Here is a 16,817-nt window from a genome sequence, read left to right as displayed (position 1 = left end):
GGTAAGGAATGGGGGCGTGAAACCGAGCTGGCGTACACCGTGCAGAGCGGCGCGTTGAAAAGTCTCAATGTGAAATGGCGGAATTCGACAATGCGCCGGGATTTCAGCACCAACGAATTCGATGAGAACCGGATTTTCATCAGCTATCCGATTTCGTTGTTGTAAGCAGTCAATGTGGCGAGGGAGCTTGCTCCCGCTGGACTGCGAAGCAGGACTATACGGTTGCTGGACAGGAAGCAGGGCGTCTGCTTCGCAGCCGAGCGGGAGCAAGCTCCCTCGCCACAAGAGCGGTTGACCATGGCATCGACACCATAACGGCAGGACGCCGGCCCAGAGCGCTTCGTCGATGAAACGTTGACAAGGTAGCGTAAGGATAAGGATATTTCGCCACGGTCGTACGACAACCTATAACAACAGATACCTCTCACCGTTTGCTCAGGTAATTTCATGACCACGACACCGATCCGCCATCCCCTCAATCGCCTGCTGCTGACCGGTGCCGCCGGCGGCCTCGGCAAAGTCCTGCGCGAGCGCCTCAAGCCTTTCGCCCGCCACATTCGCCTGTCGGACATCGTCACCATGGCCCCGGCCATCGATGAAAGCGAAGAGGTGGTGCTTTGCGACCTGTCCGATAAACAGGCCGTGCATCAACTGGTGGAAGGCGTCGACGCGATCCTGCATTTTGGCGGCGTCTCGGTTGAACGACCGTTCGAGGAGATTCTGGGGGCCAACATCAGCGGCGTGTTCCATATTTATGAAGCGGCCCGCAAACACGGCGTCAAGCGAGTGATCTTCGCCAGCTCCAACCACGTCATCGGCTTCTACAAGCAGGACGAAACCCTCGATGCCCTCTCCCCGCGTCGTCCGGATGGCTACTACGGCCTGTCCAAGTCCTATGGCGAAGACGTGGCAAGTTTCTACTTCGACCGCTACGGCATCGAGACCGTAAGCATCCGCATCGGCTCTTCATTCCCCGAGCCGCAGAACCGTCGGATGATGAGCACCTGGCTGAGCTTCGACGACCTGACCCAGCTGATCGAATGCTCGCTCTATACCCCGAACGTCGGTCACACCATCGTCTACGGCGTTTCTGCCAACCGCGACGTCTGGTGGGACAACAGCCACGCCGCACACCTGGGTTACCAACCCAAGGACACCTCCGAGATTTTCCGCGCCAAGGTCGAAGCGCAACCGATGCCGGCCGCCGATGACCCGGCCCGGATCTACCAGGGCGGTGCCTTCGTGGCCGCCGGCCCGTTCGACGACTGATTCGCCTGTCACTCATGGGACACGAAACGAACCAAGGAATCGCCATGCAAGCCGAATTGATTGTCGATGCACGTAACGCCGTCGGGGAGAGCCCGGTCTGGGTCCCCGAGGAAAACGCCCTGTACTGGGTGGACATTCCCAGCGGCGGCCTGCAGTGCTGGAACGCCGGCACCGGCCAGCTCAAGGGCTGGGAAGCACCCGAGATGCTCGCCTGCATTGCGCGGCACCAGGACGGTGGCTGGATCGCCGGCATGGAAAGCGGTTTCTTTCGCCTGCACCCCAACGATGACGGTAGCCTGGACAGCGAGCTCTGCGCCGGTGTCGAGCACAGCCGCAGCGACATGCGCCTCAACGATGGCCGCTGCGACCGCCAGGGACGTTTCTGGGCCGGCAGCATGGTGCTGAACATGGGTGCCAACGCCGACGAGGGCCGGATGTACCGCTTCGAGGCCGGGCAACGCGGCCCGGTGCAAGCGCAGTTGAGCGGCTTCATCGTGCCCAACGGCCTGGGCTTCAGCCCAGACGGGCGGACCATGTACCTCTCTGATTCCCATCCATTGGTGCAACAGATCTGGGCTTTCGATTACGACATCGACAGCGGCACCCCGAGCAATCGCCGGTTGTTCGTCGACATGCTGCCCCTGGCCGGGCGCCCGGATGGCGCGGCGGTCGATGCCGAGGGTTGCTACTGGATCTGCGCCAACGATGCCGGGCTCATCCACCGCTTCACCCCGGAAGGCAGGCTCGATCGTTCGCTGACGGTGCCGGTGAAGAAGCCAACGATGTGCGCCTTTGGCGGCAGTGGCCTGGACACGTTGTTCGTCACCTCGATTCGCCCCGGCGACGACACCGATCCGCAATCGCTGGCCGGTGGCGTTTTCGCCCTCAATCCCGGGGTCAAGGGCCTCGCCGAACCCGCGTTTGGAGGACCGAAGCACTCCGCGAACTGATCAGCAATGCCGCTTCACTGGATGACCCATAAAAAAAACAAGACTGGAGATTGACCATGAATTTCAAACGCACGCTTCTGATCGCAGCCCTGCCCCTGGCCTTCCTGGCCCAGGCGGCGCACGCCCTGGAAATCAAGTTCGCCGACATCCACCCCGCCGGTTACCCCACCGTGGTCGCCGAGGAAAACATGGGCAAGGCCCTGACCAAGGAAACCAACGGCGAACTGACTTTCAAGTATTTCCCTGGCGGTGTGCTGGGTTCGGAAAAGGAAGTCGTCGAGCAGGCCCAGGTCGGCGCCATCCAGATGACCCGCGTCAGCCTCGGCATCGTCGGCCCGGTGGTGCCGGACGTGAACGTGTTCAACATGCCGTTCATTTTCCGGGACACGCAGCACATGCGTAACGTGATCGATGGTCCTGTCGGCGATGAGATCCTCGATCGCATCACCAACTCTGAGTTCGGCCTGGTGGCCCTGGCCTGGATGGACGGCGGCACGCGCAACCTCTATACCAAGAAACCGGTGCGCAAGCTCGAAGACCTCAAGGGCATGAAGATCCGTGTGCAGGGCAACCCGATGTTCATCGAGACCATCAACGCCATGGGCGGCAACGGCATCGCCATGGACACCGGCGAGATCTTCAGCGCCCTGCAGACCGGCGTGATCGACGGCGCGGAAAACAACCCGCCGACCATGCTCGAACACAACCACTACCAGAACGCCAAGTTCTACAGCCTGACCGGTCACCTGATCCTGCCCGAACCGATCGTGATGTCGAAAATCACCTGGGAAAAACTCACCCCGGCCCAACAGGAGATGGTGAGGAAAGCCGCCAAGGCCGCCCAGCTCGATGAGCGCGCGCTGTGGGACAAGAAGTCGGCCGCCAGTGAAGAGAAACTCAAGGCCGCCGGTGTCGAGTTCATCACCGTCGACAAGAAGCCTTTCTACGACGCCACCGCAGAAGTACGGGCCAAATACGGCGCACCTTATGCCGACCTGATCAAGAAAATCGAAGCCGTCCAGTAACGCCCTCGCTCTGTACTCCTGAAAAGGCCCGGCGCGCCTGATGCCCAAGGCGCGCCCGGTTCACGGTGGAACCCGATGAAGAATCTGCTGCTGCGTATCAACGATAAGATCTACATGACCTGCATCTGGGTCGCCGGCCTTGCCGTCCTGGCGATTTCCCTGATGATTCCCTGGGGCGTGTTCGCCCGCTACGTACTGGGTTCCGGCTCGAGCTGGCCCGAGCCCACCGCGATTCTGTTGATGATGGTGTTCACCTTCATTGGCGCGGCAGCCAGCTACCGCGCCGGTGCGCACATGGCCGTGGCGATGCTGACCGACCGGATGCCGCCGCACCTGAAGGCCGTCGCGTCGATCTTCTCTCAGCTGTTGATGGCGATGATCTGCATTTTCATGACCATCTGGGGCGCCAAGCTGTGCATGTCGACCTGGAACCAGTTCATGAGCGCCCTGCCCGATCTGCGCGTGGGCGTCACTTATCTGCCGATTCCCGTGGGCGGCCTGCTGACGCTGATTTTTGTCCTGGAAAAACTCCTGCTCGGTGACCAGAGCAAGCGTCGGGTCGTGCAGTTCGACCTGGTCGAAGAAAACGAAGGTGCCGCTTAATGGACGCTCTGATTCTGCTGGGCAGTTTTATCGTATTGATCCTGATCGGCATGCCGGTCGCCTACGCCCTCGGCGCCGCCGCGCTGATCGGTGCGTGGTGGATCGACATCCCGTTCCAGGCCGTGATGATCCAGGTCGCGGGCGGCGTAAACAAATTCTCGCTGCTGGCGATCCCGTTCTTCGTGCTGGCCGGCGCGATCATGGCCGAGGGCGGCATGTCCCGCCGGCTGGTGGCGTGTGCCGGGGTGCTGGTGGGTTTCGTGCGCGGTGGCCTGTCGCTGGTCAACATCGTGGCCTCGACCTTCTTCGGCGCAATCTCCGGCTCTTCCGTGGCCGACACCGCTTCGGTGGGTTCGGTGCTGATTCCGGAAATGGAGCGCAAGGGTTATCCACGGGAATTCTCCACCGCCGTGACCGTCAGCGGTTCGGTGCAAGCGTTGCTGACCCCGCCAAGCCATAACTCGGTGCTCTACTCCCTGGCCGCCGGTGGCACGGTTTCGATTGCCTCGCTGTTCATGGCGGGCATCGTCCCGGGCCTGCTGATGAGCGCGTGCCTGATGGTGCTGTGTCTGATCTTCGCGAAGAAGCGCGACTATCCAAAGGGCGACGTCATCCCGATGCGCGAAGCGCTGAAGATCGTCGGCGAAGCCCTGTGGGGCCTGATGGCGATGGTGATCATCCTCGGCGGGATCCTGTCGGGCATCTTCACCGCCACCGAATCGGCGGCCATCGCGGTGCTGTGGTCGTTCTTCGTGACCATGTTCATCTACCGCGACTACAAGTGGCATGAACTGCCGAAGCTGATGCACCGCACGGTTCGCACCATCTCCATTGTGATGATCCTGATCGGCTTCGCCGCCAGTTTCGGCTACATCATGACGCTGATGCAGATCCCGGCGAAGATCACCACGATGTTCCTGACCCTGTCGGACAACCGCTACGTGATCCTGATGTGCATCAACGTGATGTTGCTGCTGCTGGGCACCGTGATGGACATGGCGCCGTTGATCCTGATCCTGACGCCGATCCTGATGCCGGTGATCATGGGCATCGGCGTGGATCCGGTGCAGTTCGGCATGATCATGCTGGTCAACCTGGGGATCGGTCTGATAACGCCGCCCGTGGGCGCGGTGCTGTTCGTCGGCTCGGCGGTGGGCAAGGTCAGCATCGAAAGCACCGTCAAGGCGCTGCTGCCGTTCTACGCGGTGCTGTTCCTGGTGCTGCTGCTCGTCACCTATGTGCCGGCCCTGTCGCTGTGGTTGCCGCATTTGGTGTTGTAACCCTCGGTCATTCGCAAACCCCTTGCATGGCTTTGTGTTTTGTAGCTTCTGTGGCGAGGGAGCTTGCTCCCGCTGGACTGCGCAGTAGGCCCCTACGGTCTTCAATCAGGGCGTCTGCTGCGCAGCCGAGCGGGAGCAAGCTCCCTCGCCACAAACGCATTTGCACAAGACCGTCCTAACTATTTGACTCCGGCAGACAAGGCTCCATGACCCCACCTCTTCTGCACCTCGAAGACGAACTGACCCGTCTCACCCTCGCCCCTCACTTGGGCGCCAGCTTCGTCGAATGGACCCTGCGCAGCAACGGTGCGCCGCTGCTACGCCCGCCGGCACCGCAGGCCGTGGAGAACGGCCTGCCCGGCAAGCTCGGTTGTTTCCCGTTGATCCCCTGGTCGAACCGGATCGCCCAGGGCGGTTTCGATTGCCCGTCGGGCTGGCTGGCCCTGGAAGCCAACAGTGCCAACGATCCGTTCCCGATCCACGGCAGCGCCTGGCAACAGCCGTGGCAGGTGACCGAGCAGAGCGCCCGGGAAGTGCTGTTGCAACTCGACAGCCGACTCCCCTTCGCGTACTGCGCCAGCCTGCGGATCCGCTTGAACGGGGGCCAGTTGCAAGTCGCAATGCTCGTCACTCACATCGCCGAACAGGCGGCGTGGCATGGGCTCGGTTTGCATCCGTACTTCCCGCGCACCGCCGGCACGTGCCTGCAAACCCGCGCCAGCGAGGTGTGGCTGTGCGATGCCACGAAGTTGCCGACCGAGCGGGTGGACGTTCCGCCGCAATGGGATTTCCAGCAATTGCGATTGCTGCCGGACAGCCTGGTCGACAATGGCTTTGGCGGTTGGGACGGCCAGTGCGTGATCCAGCAACCGGACCTGGGTTACGAACTGGAATGCCGGGCCAGCGGCAGCGATTATTTCCTGCTGTACTGCCCCGTGGGCCTGGACTTTTTCTGCATCGAACCGGTCAGCCATCCGGTCAACGCCCACCACCTGCCAGGGCGACCGGGGTTGCGCCTGCTGGAGCAAGGCCAGTCGGTGGCGTTGGGGTTCTCCATGCAGTGTCGGTTGCTGTAGCACCCAGTCTCCGGACCAGGCAAGGCCCCCCGTGGCGAGGGAGCTTGCTCCCGCTGGACTGCGAAGCAGGCCCATACGGTTTTGATCCACGGCGTCTGCTTCGCAGCCGAGCGGGAGCAAGCTCCCTCGCCACAACGATTGCGTCCGACTGGAATTACGCCCGCACCACCATGAACACCGCCACCACCAGGCACACCCCGGCAAACCCCACCTGCAACGCACGGGCCGGGACTCTGGCGGATAATCGCCGGCCCAAAACCATCCCGACAATGCTCGCCGCGATGAACACTGCTCCCACCCGGTCGATGCTCACCCCGGCATGAAACGCGCCCACCACGCCGATCACTGAAATCAGGCTGATGACCATCAACGACGTGGCGACGATCCCGCGCATCTGCACATCCGTCAGTTGCTTGAAGGCCGGCACGATCAGGAAGCCGCCGCCCACGCCCAGCAGCCCCGAAACCAGGCCGGTCACCGCGCCCAGTGCCGACAGGGTCGCGGTACAGCGCGGGGTCCAGGCCAGGCGCCCGGTCTTGTGGTCGAGCATGCAGTTTTTCTGCCCCCAACTGGCGGCACCGTGGTCGCTGGGCCCCGGCTGCTTGGGTTCGCGGCGCAGCATGCGCGCCGCCACCAGTACCATCAGCAGGCTGAACAGGATCATCAGGATCTTTTCCGAAAGCTGATGGGCCGCATAAATGCCCAGCGGCGAAAACACCGCGCCGAGCAGCGCGATCAGCAACGCCGCGCGGTAACGCACCAGGCCATGGCGCAGTCCGTCGATAGCGCCCACCGCCGCCGCACTGCCTACCGCGAACAATGCCACCGGCGCGGCCTGGGTCATGCTCCAGCCCAGGCCCAGCACCAGTGCCGGCACGGCCAAAATCCCGCCGCCCGCCCCCGTCAGGCCAAGGATCAGGCCCATGACCACACCAAAAAGACTCGCCAGCAACATAAGGTTCTCTCAAGCCACGCACACCTGTTGGCAGGTGCGATCGCATTTGCAGGACGCCTTGGCCCTCACTAAGCTGCGGACCATATGTTGTAACCCGCCAGGGTGCAACCGGTTCCTCCCGCACAGGTTCGTTGGCATGCCCGCGCAGATTCAAAGCTTTCTCGACCCCTCCTCCAAGACCTACACCTACGTCGTCTACGAACAGGATGGAGGACAATGTGCGGTGGTCGACCCGGTGCTCGACTACGACCCGGCCTCGGGGCGCAGCAGCACCACCCAGGCCGACCGCATCATCGCGTTCGTTGCCGAACACCGGTTGACCGTGCAATGGCTGTTGGAGACCCACGCCCACGCCGACCACTTGTCCGCCGCGCCGTATCTGCGTCGCGCCTTGGGCGGCAAGATCGCCATCGGCCAGGCCATCGATCAGGTCCAGCGGGTCTTCAAGGCGTTGTTCAACCTTGAGCCGCAGTTCGCCGTGGATGGCTCACAGTTCGATCACCTGTTCGCCGCCGACGAGTCTTTCTGCATTGGTAACCTGAAGGCCACCGCGCTGCATGTACCCGGCCACACCCCGGCGGACATGGCCTACCTGATCGACAGCGAGGTGATTCTGGTGGGCGACACGTTGTTCATGCCGGACGTCGGCACGGCCCGTTGCGACTTCCCCGGCGGCGACGCCCGACAACTCTACGCGTCGATCCGCAAGCTGCTGGCCTTCCCCGCTGGCGTGCGGCTCTATGTATGCCACGACTATCCGCCAGAGCATCGCGAGCCCCAGTGCATGAGCAGCGTGGGTGAGCAGCGCCAGCACAATATCCATGTTCGCGACGGCATCGACGAAGCCACGTTCGTGGCAATGCGTACCCAACGGGATTCGACGCTGGGCATGCCGACGCTGTTGTTGCCTGCGGTGCAGGTGAACGTGCGGGCGGGGAATCTGCCGCCGGCTGAAGATAATGGTGTGACGTACCTGAAGATTCCGATCAATCAGCTCTAAGAAGCTCAGAAACTCACCACAGGACACCCTGTGGGAGCGAGCTTGCTCGCGATGGCGGTGGGTCAATTTGCGTTGATGTTGGATGTGCCTGCCTCATCGCGAGCAAGCTCGCTCCCACAGGGGAATGTGATTATCCGTGAACCTCAAGCGCCCAACGTCAACCCATTCGCCGGTAACGGCAACGCCGTCTTGTAGCGCACCTGCTTGAGGGCAAAGCTGGAACGGATGTTCGCCACGCCGGGGACCTTGGTCAAAAAATCCATCATGAACCGCTCCAGGGACTGGATCGTCGGCACTAACACCCGGATCAGGTAGTCCGGATCCCCCGCCATCAAGTAGCACTCCATGACTTCCGGCCGGTCGGAGATCGCTTCTTCGAAGTGCTGCAACGCCTCTTCCACCTGTTTCTCCAGGCTGACGTGAATGAACACGTTCACGTGCAACCCCAGCAGGTCGGCATCGAGCAAGGTGACCTGCTCGCGGATCACCCCCAATTCCTCCATGGCCCGGACCCGGTTGAAGCACGGTGTTGGCGACAGGTTCACCGAGCGGGCGAGATCGGCGTTGGTGATGCGGGCATTTTCCTGGAGGCTGTTGAGAATGCCGATGTCGGTGCGATCCAATTTGCGCATGAGACAGATATTCCTGATTTTTATCGTTGTGCAGATTTTTTATCTGCAAATAACCGGAACAGCAAGCCAACAGAGAAAAATATTCTTCTACGCCGAGCCTATGATTGTTGTAGGACAATTTCCCACTTACCCAGGGGACTTGTCAGCTAGCGCGCCCACTACAAGAAATTCACAAGATCGAGCGTAGAAAGCCATGAACCCAGCGTATGAACCGCTACGCCTGCACGTCCCGGAACCCTCCGGCCGTCCCGGCTGCAAGACCGACTTCTCCTACCTGCATCTGAGCGACGCCGGTACGGTGCGCAAACCTCCCGTCGACGTAGAACCGGCCGACACCATCGACCTGGCCCGCAGCCTGATCCGCGTGCTCGACGACCAAGGCAATGCCCTGGGCGAATGGGCCGATGACATCCCCGTCGAGATCCTGCGCAAAGGCATGCGCGCCATGCTCAAGACACGGATCTACGACAACCGCATGGTGGTCGCCCAGCGGCAGAAGAAGATGTCGTTCTACATGCAGAGCCTCGGCGAGGAAGCTATCGGCAGCGCCCAGGCCCTGGCGTTGAACATCGACGACATGTGCTTTCCCACCTACCGCCAGCAAAGCATCCTGATGGCCCGCGACGTCCCGCTGGTCGACCTGATCTGCCAGTTGCTGTCCAACGAGCGCGATCCGCTCAAGGGCCGGCAGTTGCCGATCATGTACTCGGTCAAAGACGCCGGTTTCTTCACCATTTCCGGCAACCTGGCCACGCAATTCATCCAGGGCGTGGGCTGGGGCATGGCTTCGGCGATCAAGGGCGACACCAAGATCGCCTCGGCCTGGATCGGCGACGGCGCCACCGCCGAATCGGACTTCCACACCGCCCTGACCTTCGCCCACGTCTACCGGGCGCCGGTGATTCTCAACGTGGTCAACAACCAGTGGGCGATCTCGACCTTCCAGGCCATTGCCGGCGGTGAAGCCACCACCTTCGCCGGACGCGGCGTCGGCTGCGGCATCGCTTCGCTGCGGGTCGATGGCAACGACTTCATGGCGGTCTACGCGGCTTCGCGCTGGGCCGCCGAGCGCGCCCGGCGCAACTTCGGCCCGGCGCTGATCGAATGGGTCACCTACCGCGCCGGCCCGCACTCGACCTCCGACGATCCGTCCAAGTACCGCCCCGCCGATGACTGGAGCCACTTCCCGCTGGGCGATCCGATTGCCCGCCTCAAACAGCACATGATCCGTATCGGCCAGTGGTCGGAGGAAGAACATGCCGCCGTCACCGCCGAGCTCGAAGCCGAGGTGATCGCCGCGCAGAAGGAAGCCGAGCAGTACGGCACCCTCGCCGGCGGGCAGATTCCAAGCGCCGCGACCATGTTCGAAGACGTCTACAAAGAGATGCCGGAGCACTTGAAGCGCCAGCGTCAGCAGTTGGGGATCTGACATGAACGATCACAACAACAATATTGCGCTGGACACCGCCATGACCACTACCACCATGACCATGATCCAGGCCCTGCGCTCGGCGATGGACGTGATGCTCGAACGCGACGACAACGTCGTGGTGTTCGGCCAGGACGTGGGTTACTTCGGCGGCGTGTTCCGCTGCACCGAAGGCCTGCAGAACAAATACGGCACCTCACGGGTGTTCGACGCACCGATTTCCGAAAGCGGCATCGTCGGCGTTGCGGTGGGCATGGGCGCCTATGGCTTGCGTCCGGTGGCCGAGATCCAGTTCGCTGACTACGTCTACCCGGCCTCGGACCAGATCATCTCCGAAGCGGCGCGCCTGCGCTATCGCTCGGCCGGCGAGTTCACCGCACCGATGACCCTGCGCATGCCCTGCGGCGGCGGGATCTATGGCGGCCAGACCCACAGCCAGAGTATCGAGGCGATGTTCACCCAGGTCTGCGGCCTGCGCACGGTGATGCCATCGAACCCCTACGACGCCAAGGGCCTGCTGATCGCCTCCATCGAGAACGATGACCCGGTGATCTTCCTCGAACCCAAGCGCCTGTATAACGGCCCGTTCGACGGCCACCACGACCGCCCGGTAACGCCGTGGTCCAAGCACCCGTCGGCCCAGGTTCCGGACGGCTACTACACGGTGCCGCTGGACGTGGCCGCCATCACCCGTCCCGGTAAGGACGTGACCATCCTCACCTACGGCACCACTGTGTATGTGTCCCAGGTCGCGGCCGAGGAAAGCGGCGTCGATGCCGAAGTCATCGACCTGCGCAGCCTGTGGCCGCTGGACCTGGACACCATCGTCAAGTCAGTGAAAAAGACCGGCCGCTGCGTGATCGTCCACGAAGCCACCCGCACCTGCGGTTTCGGCGCCGAGCTGGTGTCGCTGGTGCAAGAACACTGCTTCCACCACCTGGAAGCGCCTATCGAGCGCGTCACTGGTTGGGACACTCCCTACCCGCATGCGCAGGAGTGGGCGTATTTCCCAGGGCCGTCCCGTGTGGGCGCGGCGTTGAAACGGGTCATGGAGGTCTGAATGGGCACGCACGTTATCAAGATGCCGGACATCGGCGAAGGCATCGCGGAAGTCGAGCTGTCGGTGTGGCACGTCAAGGTCGGCGACATGGTCGTCGAGGACCAGGTGCTGGCCGATGTCATGACGGACAAGGCGATGGTGGATATTCCCTCGCCAGTCCACGGTCGAGTCATCGCCCTGGGTGGCGAGCCGGGCGAAGTCATGGCGGTGGGCAGCGAACTGATCCGCATTGAAGTCGAAGGCGCGGGCAACCTGAAGGAGTCGGCACAGCCGACTGCACCTGCCCAGCCTGCAAAACCGGCGCCGGTGGCCGCGCCTGAACCGGTCGTGGAAAAAACCGCCGCGCCGCGTCCGGCGCCAGCCCCGCAAGCGCCGGTAGCCCGCGCACCCGACGAGCGTCCGCTGGCCTCCCCGGCCGTACGCAAGCATGCCTTGGACCTCGGCATTCAGTTGCGTCTGGTCCAGGGCACCGGCCCGGCCGGACGGGTGTTGCACGAAGACCTGGAAGCCTATCTGGCCCAGGGCTCGTCGCCCCAGGCCAAGGGCGGCTCAAGCTACGCCGAACGCCACGACGAAGAGCAGATCCCGGTGATCGGCATGCGCCGCAAGATCGCCCAGCGCATGCAGGAAGCGACCCAGCGCGCCGCGCATTTCAGCTACGTCGAGGAAATCGACGTCACTGCATTGGAAGAATTGCGGGTCCATCTGAATGAAAAACATGGCGCCTCTCGCGGCAAGCTGACCCTGTTGCCGTTCCTGGTGCGGGCGCTGGTGGTGGCCCTGCGCGACTTCCCGCAGATGAACGCCCGCTATGACGACGAAGCCCAGGTCATCCACCGCTCGGGAGCGGTGCATGTGGGCGTCGCCACCCAGAGCGACGTCGGCCTGATGGTGCCGGTGATGCGTCACGCCGAGGCCCGTAGCCTGTGGGACAGCGCAGCGGAAATCTCACGCCTGGCAACCGCTGCCCGTAATGGCAAGGCCAGCCGCGATGAACTGTCCGGCTCGACCGTCACTCTGACCAGCCTCGGCGCGCTGGGCGGCATCGTCAGCACACCGGTGCTGAACCTGCCGGAAGTGGCAATCGTCGGCGTCAACAAGATCGTCGAGCGGCCGGTAGTGATCAAAGGCCAGATCGTCGTGCGCAAGATGATGAACCTCTCCAGCTCCTTCGATCACCGGGTGGTCGATGGCATGGACGCGGCGCAATTCATCCAGGCCCTGCGCGGCTTGCTCGAACAACCCGCCACCTTGTTCGTCGACTAATTGGGAGCAGGCATGCAACAGACTCTGAACACCACGCTGCTGATCATCGGCGGCGGCCCCGGCGGCTACGTGGCGGCGATTCGCGCCGGTCAACTGGGCATTGCGACCATCCTGGTAGAAGGCCAGGCGCTGGGCGGGACCTGCCTGAACATCGGCTGCATTCCGTCCAAGGCCTTGATCCATGTGGCCGAGCAGTTCCATCAGACCCGGCACCACAGCCAGGGCTCGGCCCTGGGCATCACGGTGTCGGCGCCAAGCCTGGACATCGGCAAGAGCGTGGAATGGAAGGACGGCATCGTGGACCGCCTGACCACCGGCGTCGCGGCGCTGCTGAAGAAACACAAGGTCCAGGTCATCCATGGCTGGGCCAAGGTGGTCGACGGCAAGACCGTGGAAGTCGGCGACACCCGCATCCAGTGCGAGCACTTGCTGCTGGCCACCGGCTCGAAAAGCGTCGACCTGCCAATGCTGCCGATTGGCGGGCCGATCATTTCGTCCACTGAAGCCCTCGCCCCGACCTCGGTGCCCAAGCACCTGGTGGTGGTCGGCGGCGGCTATATCGGCCTGGAGCTGGGCATCGCTTATCGCAAGCTCGGCGCCGAGGTCAGCGTGGTCGAAGCCCAGGAGCGGATCCTGCCGGCCTACGACGGCGAGCTGACGCAACCCGTGCACGAAGCGCTCAAGCAGTTGGGCGTCAAGCTGTACCTCAAGCACAGCGTCGAAGGTTTCGATGCCCAGGCGAGCACCTTGCAAGTGCGCGATCCAAATGGCGACACGCTCAACCTGGACACCGACCGCGTGCTGGTGGCGGTCGGACGCAAGCCCAATACCCAGGGCTGGAACCTCGAAGCGCTGGACCTGGCGATGAACGGTCCGGCGGTGAAAATCGATGATCGTTGCCAGACCAGCATGCGCAACGTCTGGGCCATCGGTGACCTGAGCGGCGAGCCGATGCTTGCCCACCGGGCCATGGCCCAGGGCGAGATGGTCGCCGAGCTGATCGCCGGTCAGCACCGAGAGTTCAACCCTGCGGCCATTGCAGCGGTGTGCTTCACCGATCCGGAGCTGGTGGTGGTCGGCAAGACCCCGGACGAAGCCAAGGCGGCCGGGCTGGACTGCATCGTGTCCAGCTTCCCGTTCGCGGCCAATGGCCGGGCGATGACGCTGGAATCGAAAAGCGGTTTCGTGCGGGTCGTGGCGCGCCGGGACAACCACCTGATCGTCGGTTGGCAGGCGGTCGGTGTCGGCGTCTCGGAGCTGTCCACCGCGTTCGGCCAGTCCCTGGAAATGGGCGCCCGGCTGGAAGACATCGCCGGCACCATCCACGCCCACCCGACACTGGGTGAGGCGGTGCAGGAAGCGGCGTTGCGTGCGCTGGGGCATGCGTTGCATGTGTGATTGCATCTCTCTGGATGTGTGATCGCATTGCTCTGTGGCGAGGGAGCTTGCTCCCGCTGGGCCGCGAAGCGGCCCCAAATCCTGCAATCAGGCTCTACCCAAAGATTGCAATTGCGAGTGCTTCGCACTCGAGCGGGAGCAAGCTCCCTCGCCACGGGTGCGCGGCGCCGGAAAAATCACCGGGCGCCCGTCATGCGGGCTGCGAAACACCTCTGGAATGAAGTATTGTTGTCCCCATCCAAAAACGTCAGAAGCCTTGAACCGTTTCGACGGTCGTTAAGCAATAGAGGGTGTCATGGGTAACGAGAGCATCAATTGGGACAAACTGGGCTTTGACTACATCAAGACCGACAAGCGCTACCTGTCGCACTGGCGCGATGGCGCCTGGGACGCCGGCACCCTGACCGACGACAATGTGCTGCACATCAGCGAAGGCTCCACGGCCCTGCACTACGGCCAGCAATGCTTCGAAGGCCTGAAGGCCTACCGTTGCAAGGACGGTTCGATCAACCTGTTCCGCCCGGACCAGAACGCCGCCCGCATGCAACGCAGCTGCGCCCGGCTGCTGATGCCATTCGTCGAGACCGAGCAGTTCGTCGAGGCCTGCAAGCAAGTGGTCCGCGCCAACGAGCGCTTCATCCCGCCCTACGGCACCGGCGGCGCGCTGTACCTGCGTCCGTTCGTGATCGGCGTGGGTGACAACATCGGCGTGCGCACCGCGCCCGAGTTCATCTTCTCGATCTTCTGCATTCCGGTCGGCGCCTACTTCAAGGGCGGCCTGACCCCGCACAACTTCCTGATCTCCAGCTTCGACCGTGCCGCCCCACAAGGCACCGGCGCGGCCAAGGTCGGTGGCAACTACGCCGCCAGCCTGATGCCGGGTTCCCAAGCCAAGAAGGCGAGCTTCGCCGATTGCATCTACCTCGACCCGCTGACCCATTCGAAGATCGAAGAAGTCGGCTCGGCGAACTTCTTCGGCATCACCCACGACAACAAATTCGTCACCCCCAACTCCCCTTCGGTCCTGCCGGGCATCACCCGCCTGTCGCTGATCGAACTGGCGAAATCGCGCCTGGGCCTGGAAGTGGTCGAAGGCGACGTGTTCATCGACAAGCTGTCGGACTTCAAGGAAGCCGGCGCCTGCGGTACCGCCGCTGTGATCACGCCAATCGGTGGGATCAACTACAAGGACAAGCTGCACGTCTTCCACAGCGAAACCGAAGTCGGCCCGATCACCCAGAAGCTCTACAAGGAGCTGACCGGTGTGCAGACCGGCGATGTGGAAGCGCCAGCGGGTTGGATCATCAAGGTTTGATCCAAGCCCGTCTATAGCGCCATGGAGCTTTTGTGGCGAGGGAGCTTGCTCCCGCTCGACTGCGCAGCAGTCGCAACCCGGTCAACACGATAGAACGCAATGATCGCATTGCCTGGTTTGGGGCTGCTTCGCAGCCCAGCGGGAGCAAGCTCCCTCGCCACATAAATGTGCGCAAGCCGTCAGAGTCCCCCGCCGTAAGCCCCACCATGAAAACCGGTTGCCATCGCGAGCAGGCTCGCTCCCACGGCAGAGTTGCGCTGAACACTGAATCGGCAGCCAACCAGTCATCATGTGGGAGCGAGCCCGCTCGCGATGGCGGCAGTTCAGTTGGCGATGGTGTTGGATGGACTGACGCCGTCGCGGGCAAGCGCGGCAGCCACCGGCGTATGAGGGGCTGCGCTTATACCAAACCACGCGGCCAGCTCCTTGCGTCCGACAGCCGTCAAGCCCAACGCCCGGCTGTCCAGGTCCTGGAGCACCCATTGACGCTTGATCGCCACTTGCAACAACGCCGCGCCCAAGGCGCCGCCCAGGTGCGGTCGGCGCATGCTCCAGTCCAGGCATGGGCAGGCGAACCGGCGTCGTTGGGCGGCCAGGATCTGCACGTCGATGCCCAGCCTCACGAACAACGCCTCGCCCGCTTCGCTCGGCCGATAGCCCCGCCCTTCTTCCTCCACCAGCCACCCCGCTTCGATCATGCGATCATGCAGGCGCACCGCCAGGGTGCCGGCCATGTGGTCGTAGCAGGTGCGGGCAAACTGCAGGCGATCCGGGGTGCGTGGAGTGAAGGTCGGCGCGGCGTTCTGGCCGATGACCATCAAGGCTTCCAACGCCTGTGCCACCTGCGGGCTCGCCAGGCTGTAATAGCGATGCCGACCCTGGACATGCAGCCGCACCAGGGCCAACTCCTTGAGCTTGGCCAGATGGGCGCTGGCGGTAGAGGCACTGACCTCGGCGATACTCGCCAGCTCCGTACTGGTCCGGGCGTGGCCGTCCATCAATGAGCAGAGCATCCGGGTGCGAGCCGGCTCGGCAATGGCCGCGGCCACTTGGGACACGCCCAGGTCATGTTGTTCTGCGTCCACGGTTCGCTCCCGACGAATCAAGCCCTGCATCGAATGCAGAGCGTAGCAATACTTTCTTCCTCATGGACAAAGCCGCACCGCATGCCGCTCAATCATCACGAGTCAGCACTTCAAGCAGTTCGATTTCAAAGATCAGATTGGCATTGGGCTTGATATGCGCGCCCATGGATCGCTCACCGTAGGCCAAGTGAGCCGGCACCAGCAGCTTGCGCTTGCCACCGACCCGCATGCCCATCAGCCCGATATCCCAACCCTTGATCACGCGACCGGTGCCGATCACACACTGGAAGGGTTTGCCGCGACTGTAGGACGAGTCGAATTCAGTCCCGTCTTCAAGGGTGCCACGATATTGAGTGGTGATCAGCGCACCTTTGACTACGCTTTTACCGTCGCCCTGTTCCAGGTCGATGATTTGCAGCTCTTCGTTCATGGGGCATTTCCTTGTGGTCCAGGCGCGGGGTTTTCGCAGAATTG

Annotated in this window: 17 protein-coding genes; 13 read left to right on the top strand and 4 right to left on the bottom strand. The window is 62.9% G+C overall.

The window, feature by feature from the left end:
* From ACLEJQ_RS24055 to ACLEJQ_RS24025, 7 genes are all read left to right on the top strand, one after another.
* Positions 1-165, top strand: a 165-nt coding sequence (locus ACLEJQ_RS24055) for an OprD family outer membrane porin (protein WP_440799144.1), incomplete at its 5' end; no start/stop codon positions are given.
* A gap of 282 nt (positions 166-447) precedes the next feature.
* Positions 448-1,269 carry an NAD-dependent epimerase/dehydratase family protein gene (locus tag ACLEJQ_RS24050; RefSeq protein ID WP_440799141.1) on the top strand — a complete coding sequence of 274 codons (822 nt, stop codon included), beginning with the start codon at positions 448-450 and terminating at the stop codon, positions 1,267-1,269.
* Positions 1,270-1,313: 44 nt separating this feature from the next.
* Complete coding sequence (locus ACLEJQ_RS24045; RefSeq protein WP_440799139.1) at positions 1,314-2,219, top strand: SMP-30/gluconolactonase/LRE family protein; 906 nt, start codon at positions 1,314-1,316, stop codon at positions 2,217-2,219.
* Between the two features lie 56 nt (positions 2,220-2,275).
* Entirely contained in the window at positions 2,276-3,244 is a 969-nt protein-coding gene (locus ACLEJQ_RS24040; RefSeq protein WP_440799137.1) for a TRAP transporter substrate-binding protein, read from the top strand.
* 75 nt (positions 3,245-3,319) lie between these two features.
* Positions 3,320-3,847, top strand: coding sequence for a TRAP transporter small permease (locus tag ACLEJQ_RS24035; RefSeq protein WP_440799135.1), 528 nt, complete (start codon positions 3,320-3,322; stop codon positions 3,845-3,847).
* Positions 3,847-5,127, top strand: coding sequence for a TRAP transporter large permease (locus ACLEJQ_RS24030; RefSeq protein ID WP_440799133.1), 1,281 nt, complete (start codon positions 3,847-3,849; stop codon positions 5,125-5,127). The genes ACLEJQ_RS24035 and ACLEJQ_RS24030 overlap by 1 nt, the downstream gene beginning before the upstream one ends.
* Positions 5,128-5,333: 206 nt before the next feature.
* Positions 5,334-6,203 (top strand): aldose 1-epimerase, encoded by an 870-nt coding sequence (locus tag ACLEJQ_RS24025; RefSeq protein ID WP_440799131.1) that lies wholly within the window; start codon positions 5,334-5,336, stop codon positions 6,201-6,203.
* 154 nt (positions 6,204-6,357) lie between these two features.
* On the opposite strand, the gene ACLEJQ_RS24020 is transcribed toward ACLEJQ_RS24025, so the two are convergent.
* Positions 6,358-7,158, bottom strand: a complete 801-nt coding sequence (locus tag ACLEJQ_RS24020) for a sulfite exporter TauE/SafE family protein (protein ID WP_440799129.1) — start codon at positions 7,156-7,158, stop codon at positions 6,358-6,360.
* A gap of 136 nt (positions 7,159-7,294) precedes the next feature.
* Here ACLEJQ_RS24020 and ACLEJQ_RS24015 point away from each other — a divergent pair, with 136 nt between their 5' ends.
* Positions 7,295-8,158 (top strand): MBL fold metallo-hydrolase, encoded by an 864-nt coding sequence (locus ACLEJQ_RS24015; protein ID WP_440799127.1) that lies wholly within the window; start codon positions 7,295-7,297, stop codon positions 8,156-8,158.
* 143 nt (positions 8,159-8,301) lie between these two features.
* Here the strand turns inward: ACLEJQ_RS24015 and bkdR are convergent, their stop codons facing one another.
* A complete protein-coding gene (gene bkdR, locus ACLEJQ_RS24010) occupies positions 8,302-8,790 on the bottom strand; it encodes a Bkd operon transcriptional regulator BkdR (protein ID WP_245139237.1) in 489 nt (162 codons plus the stop codon).
* A gap of 193 nt (positions 8,791-8,983) precedes the next feature.
* On the opposite strand from bkdR, the gene ACLEJQ_RS24005 reads away from it, so the two are divergent.
* From ACLEJQ_RS24005 to ACLEJQ_RS23985, 5 genes are all read left to right on the top strand, one after another.
* Entirely contained in the window at positions 8,984-10,219 is a 1,236-nt protein-coding gene (locus ACLEJQ_RS24005) for a 3-methyl-2-oxobutanoate dehydrogenase (2-methylpropanoyl-transferring) subunit alpha (RefSeq protein ID WP_440799125.1), read from the top strand.
* Between the two features lies 1 nt (position 10,220).
* Positions 10,221-11,279, top strand: a complete 1,059-nt coding sequence (locus ACLEJQ_RS24000; RefSeq protein WP_440799123.1) for an alpha-ketoacid dehydrogenase subunit beta — start codon at positions 10,221-10,223, stop codon at positions 11,277-11,279.
* On the top strand, positions 11,280-12,545 hold the full coding sequence (locus ACLEJQ_RS23995) for a dihydrolipoamide acetyltransferase family protein (protein ID WP_440799121.1): 1,266 nt from the start codon (positions 11,280-11,282) through the stop codon (positions 12,543-12,545).
* A gap of 12 nt (positions 12,546-12,557) precedes the next feature.
* Complete coding sequence (gene lpdA, locus ACLEJQ_RS23990) at positions 12,558-13,943, top strand: dihydrolipoyl dehydrogenase (RefSeq protein ID WP_440799119.1); 1,386 nt, start codon at positions 12,558-12,560, stop codon at positions 13,941-13,943.
* Between the two features lie 295 nt (positions 13,944-14,238).
* Positions 14,239-15,258 carry a branched-chain amino acid aminotransferase gene (locus ACLEJQ_RS23985; protein WP_440799117.1) on the top strand — a complete coding sequence of 340 codons (1,020 nt, stop codon included), beginning with the start codon at positions 14,239-14,241 and terminating at the stop codon, positions 15,256-15,258.
* Positions 15,259-15,581: 323 nt separating this feature from the next.
* Here ACLEJQ_RS23985 and ACLEJQ_RS23980 read toward each other — a convergent pair whose 3' ends face one another.
* The gene (locus tag ACLEJQ_RS23980; protein ID WP_440799115.1) at positions 15,582-16,343 is read right to left on the bottom strand and encodes an ArsR/SmtB family transcription factor; all 762 of its coding nucleotides are present in this window, start codon (positions 16,341-16,343) and stop codon (positions 15,582-15,584) included.
* Positions 16,344-16,431: 88 nt separating this feature from the next.
* Positions 16,432-16,773, bottom strand: coding sequence for an FKBP-type peptidyl-prolyl cis-trans isomerase (locus ACLEJQ_RS23975; protein ID WP_440799113.1), 342 nt, complete (start codon positions 16,771-16,773; stop codon positions 16,432-16,434).
* Positions 16,774-16,817 lie beyond the last annotated feature (44 nt).

Origin of the sequence: Pseudomonas sp. SMV71 (genome assembly GCF_052042015.1) — a bacterium.
In the GTDB taxonomy this organism is placed as follows: domain Bacteria; phylum Pseudomonadota; class Gammaproteobacteria; order Pseudomonadales; family Pseudomonadaceae; genus Aquipseudomonas.
The sequence above is the reverse complement of the archived record's forward strand: the minus strand, read 5'-3'. Positions and strand labels throughout refer to the sequence as shown.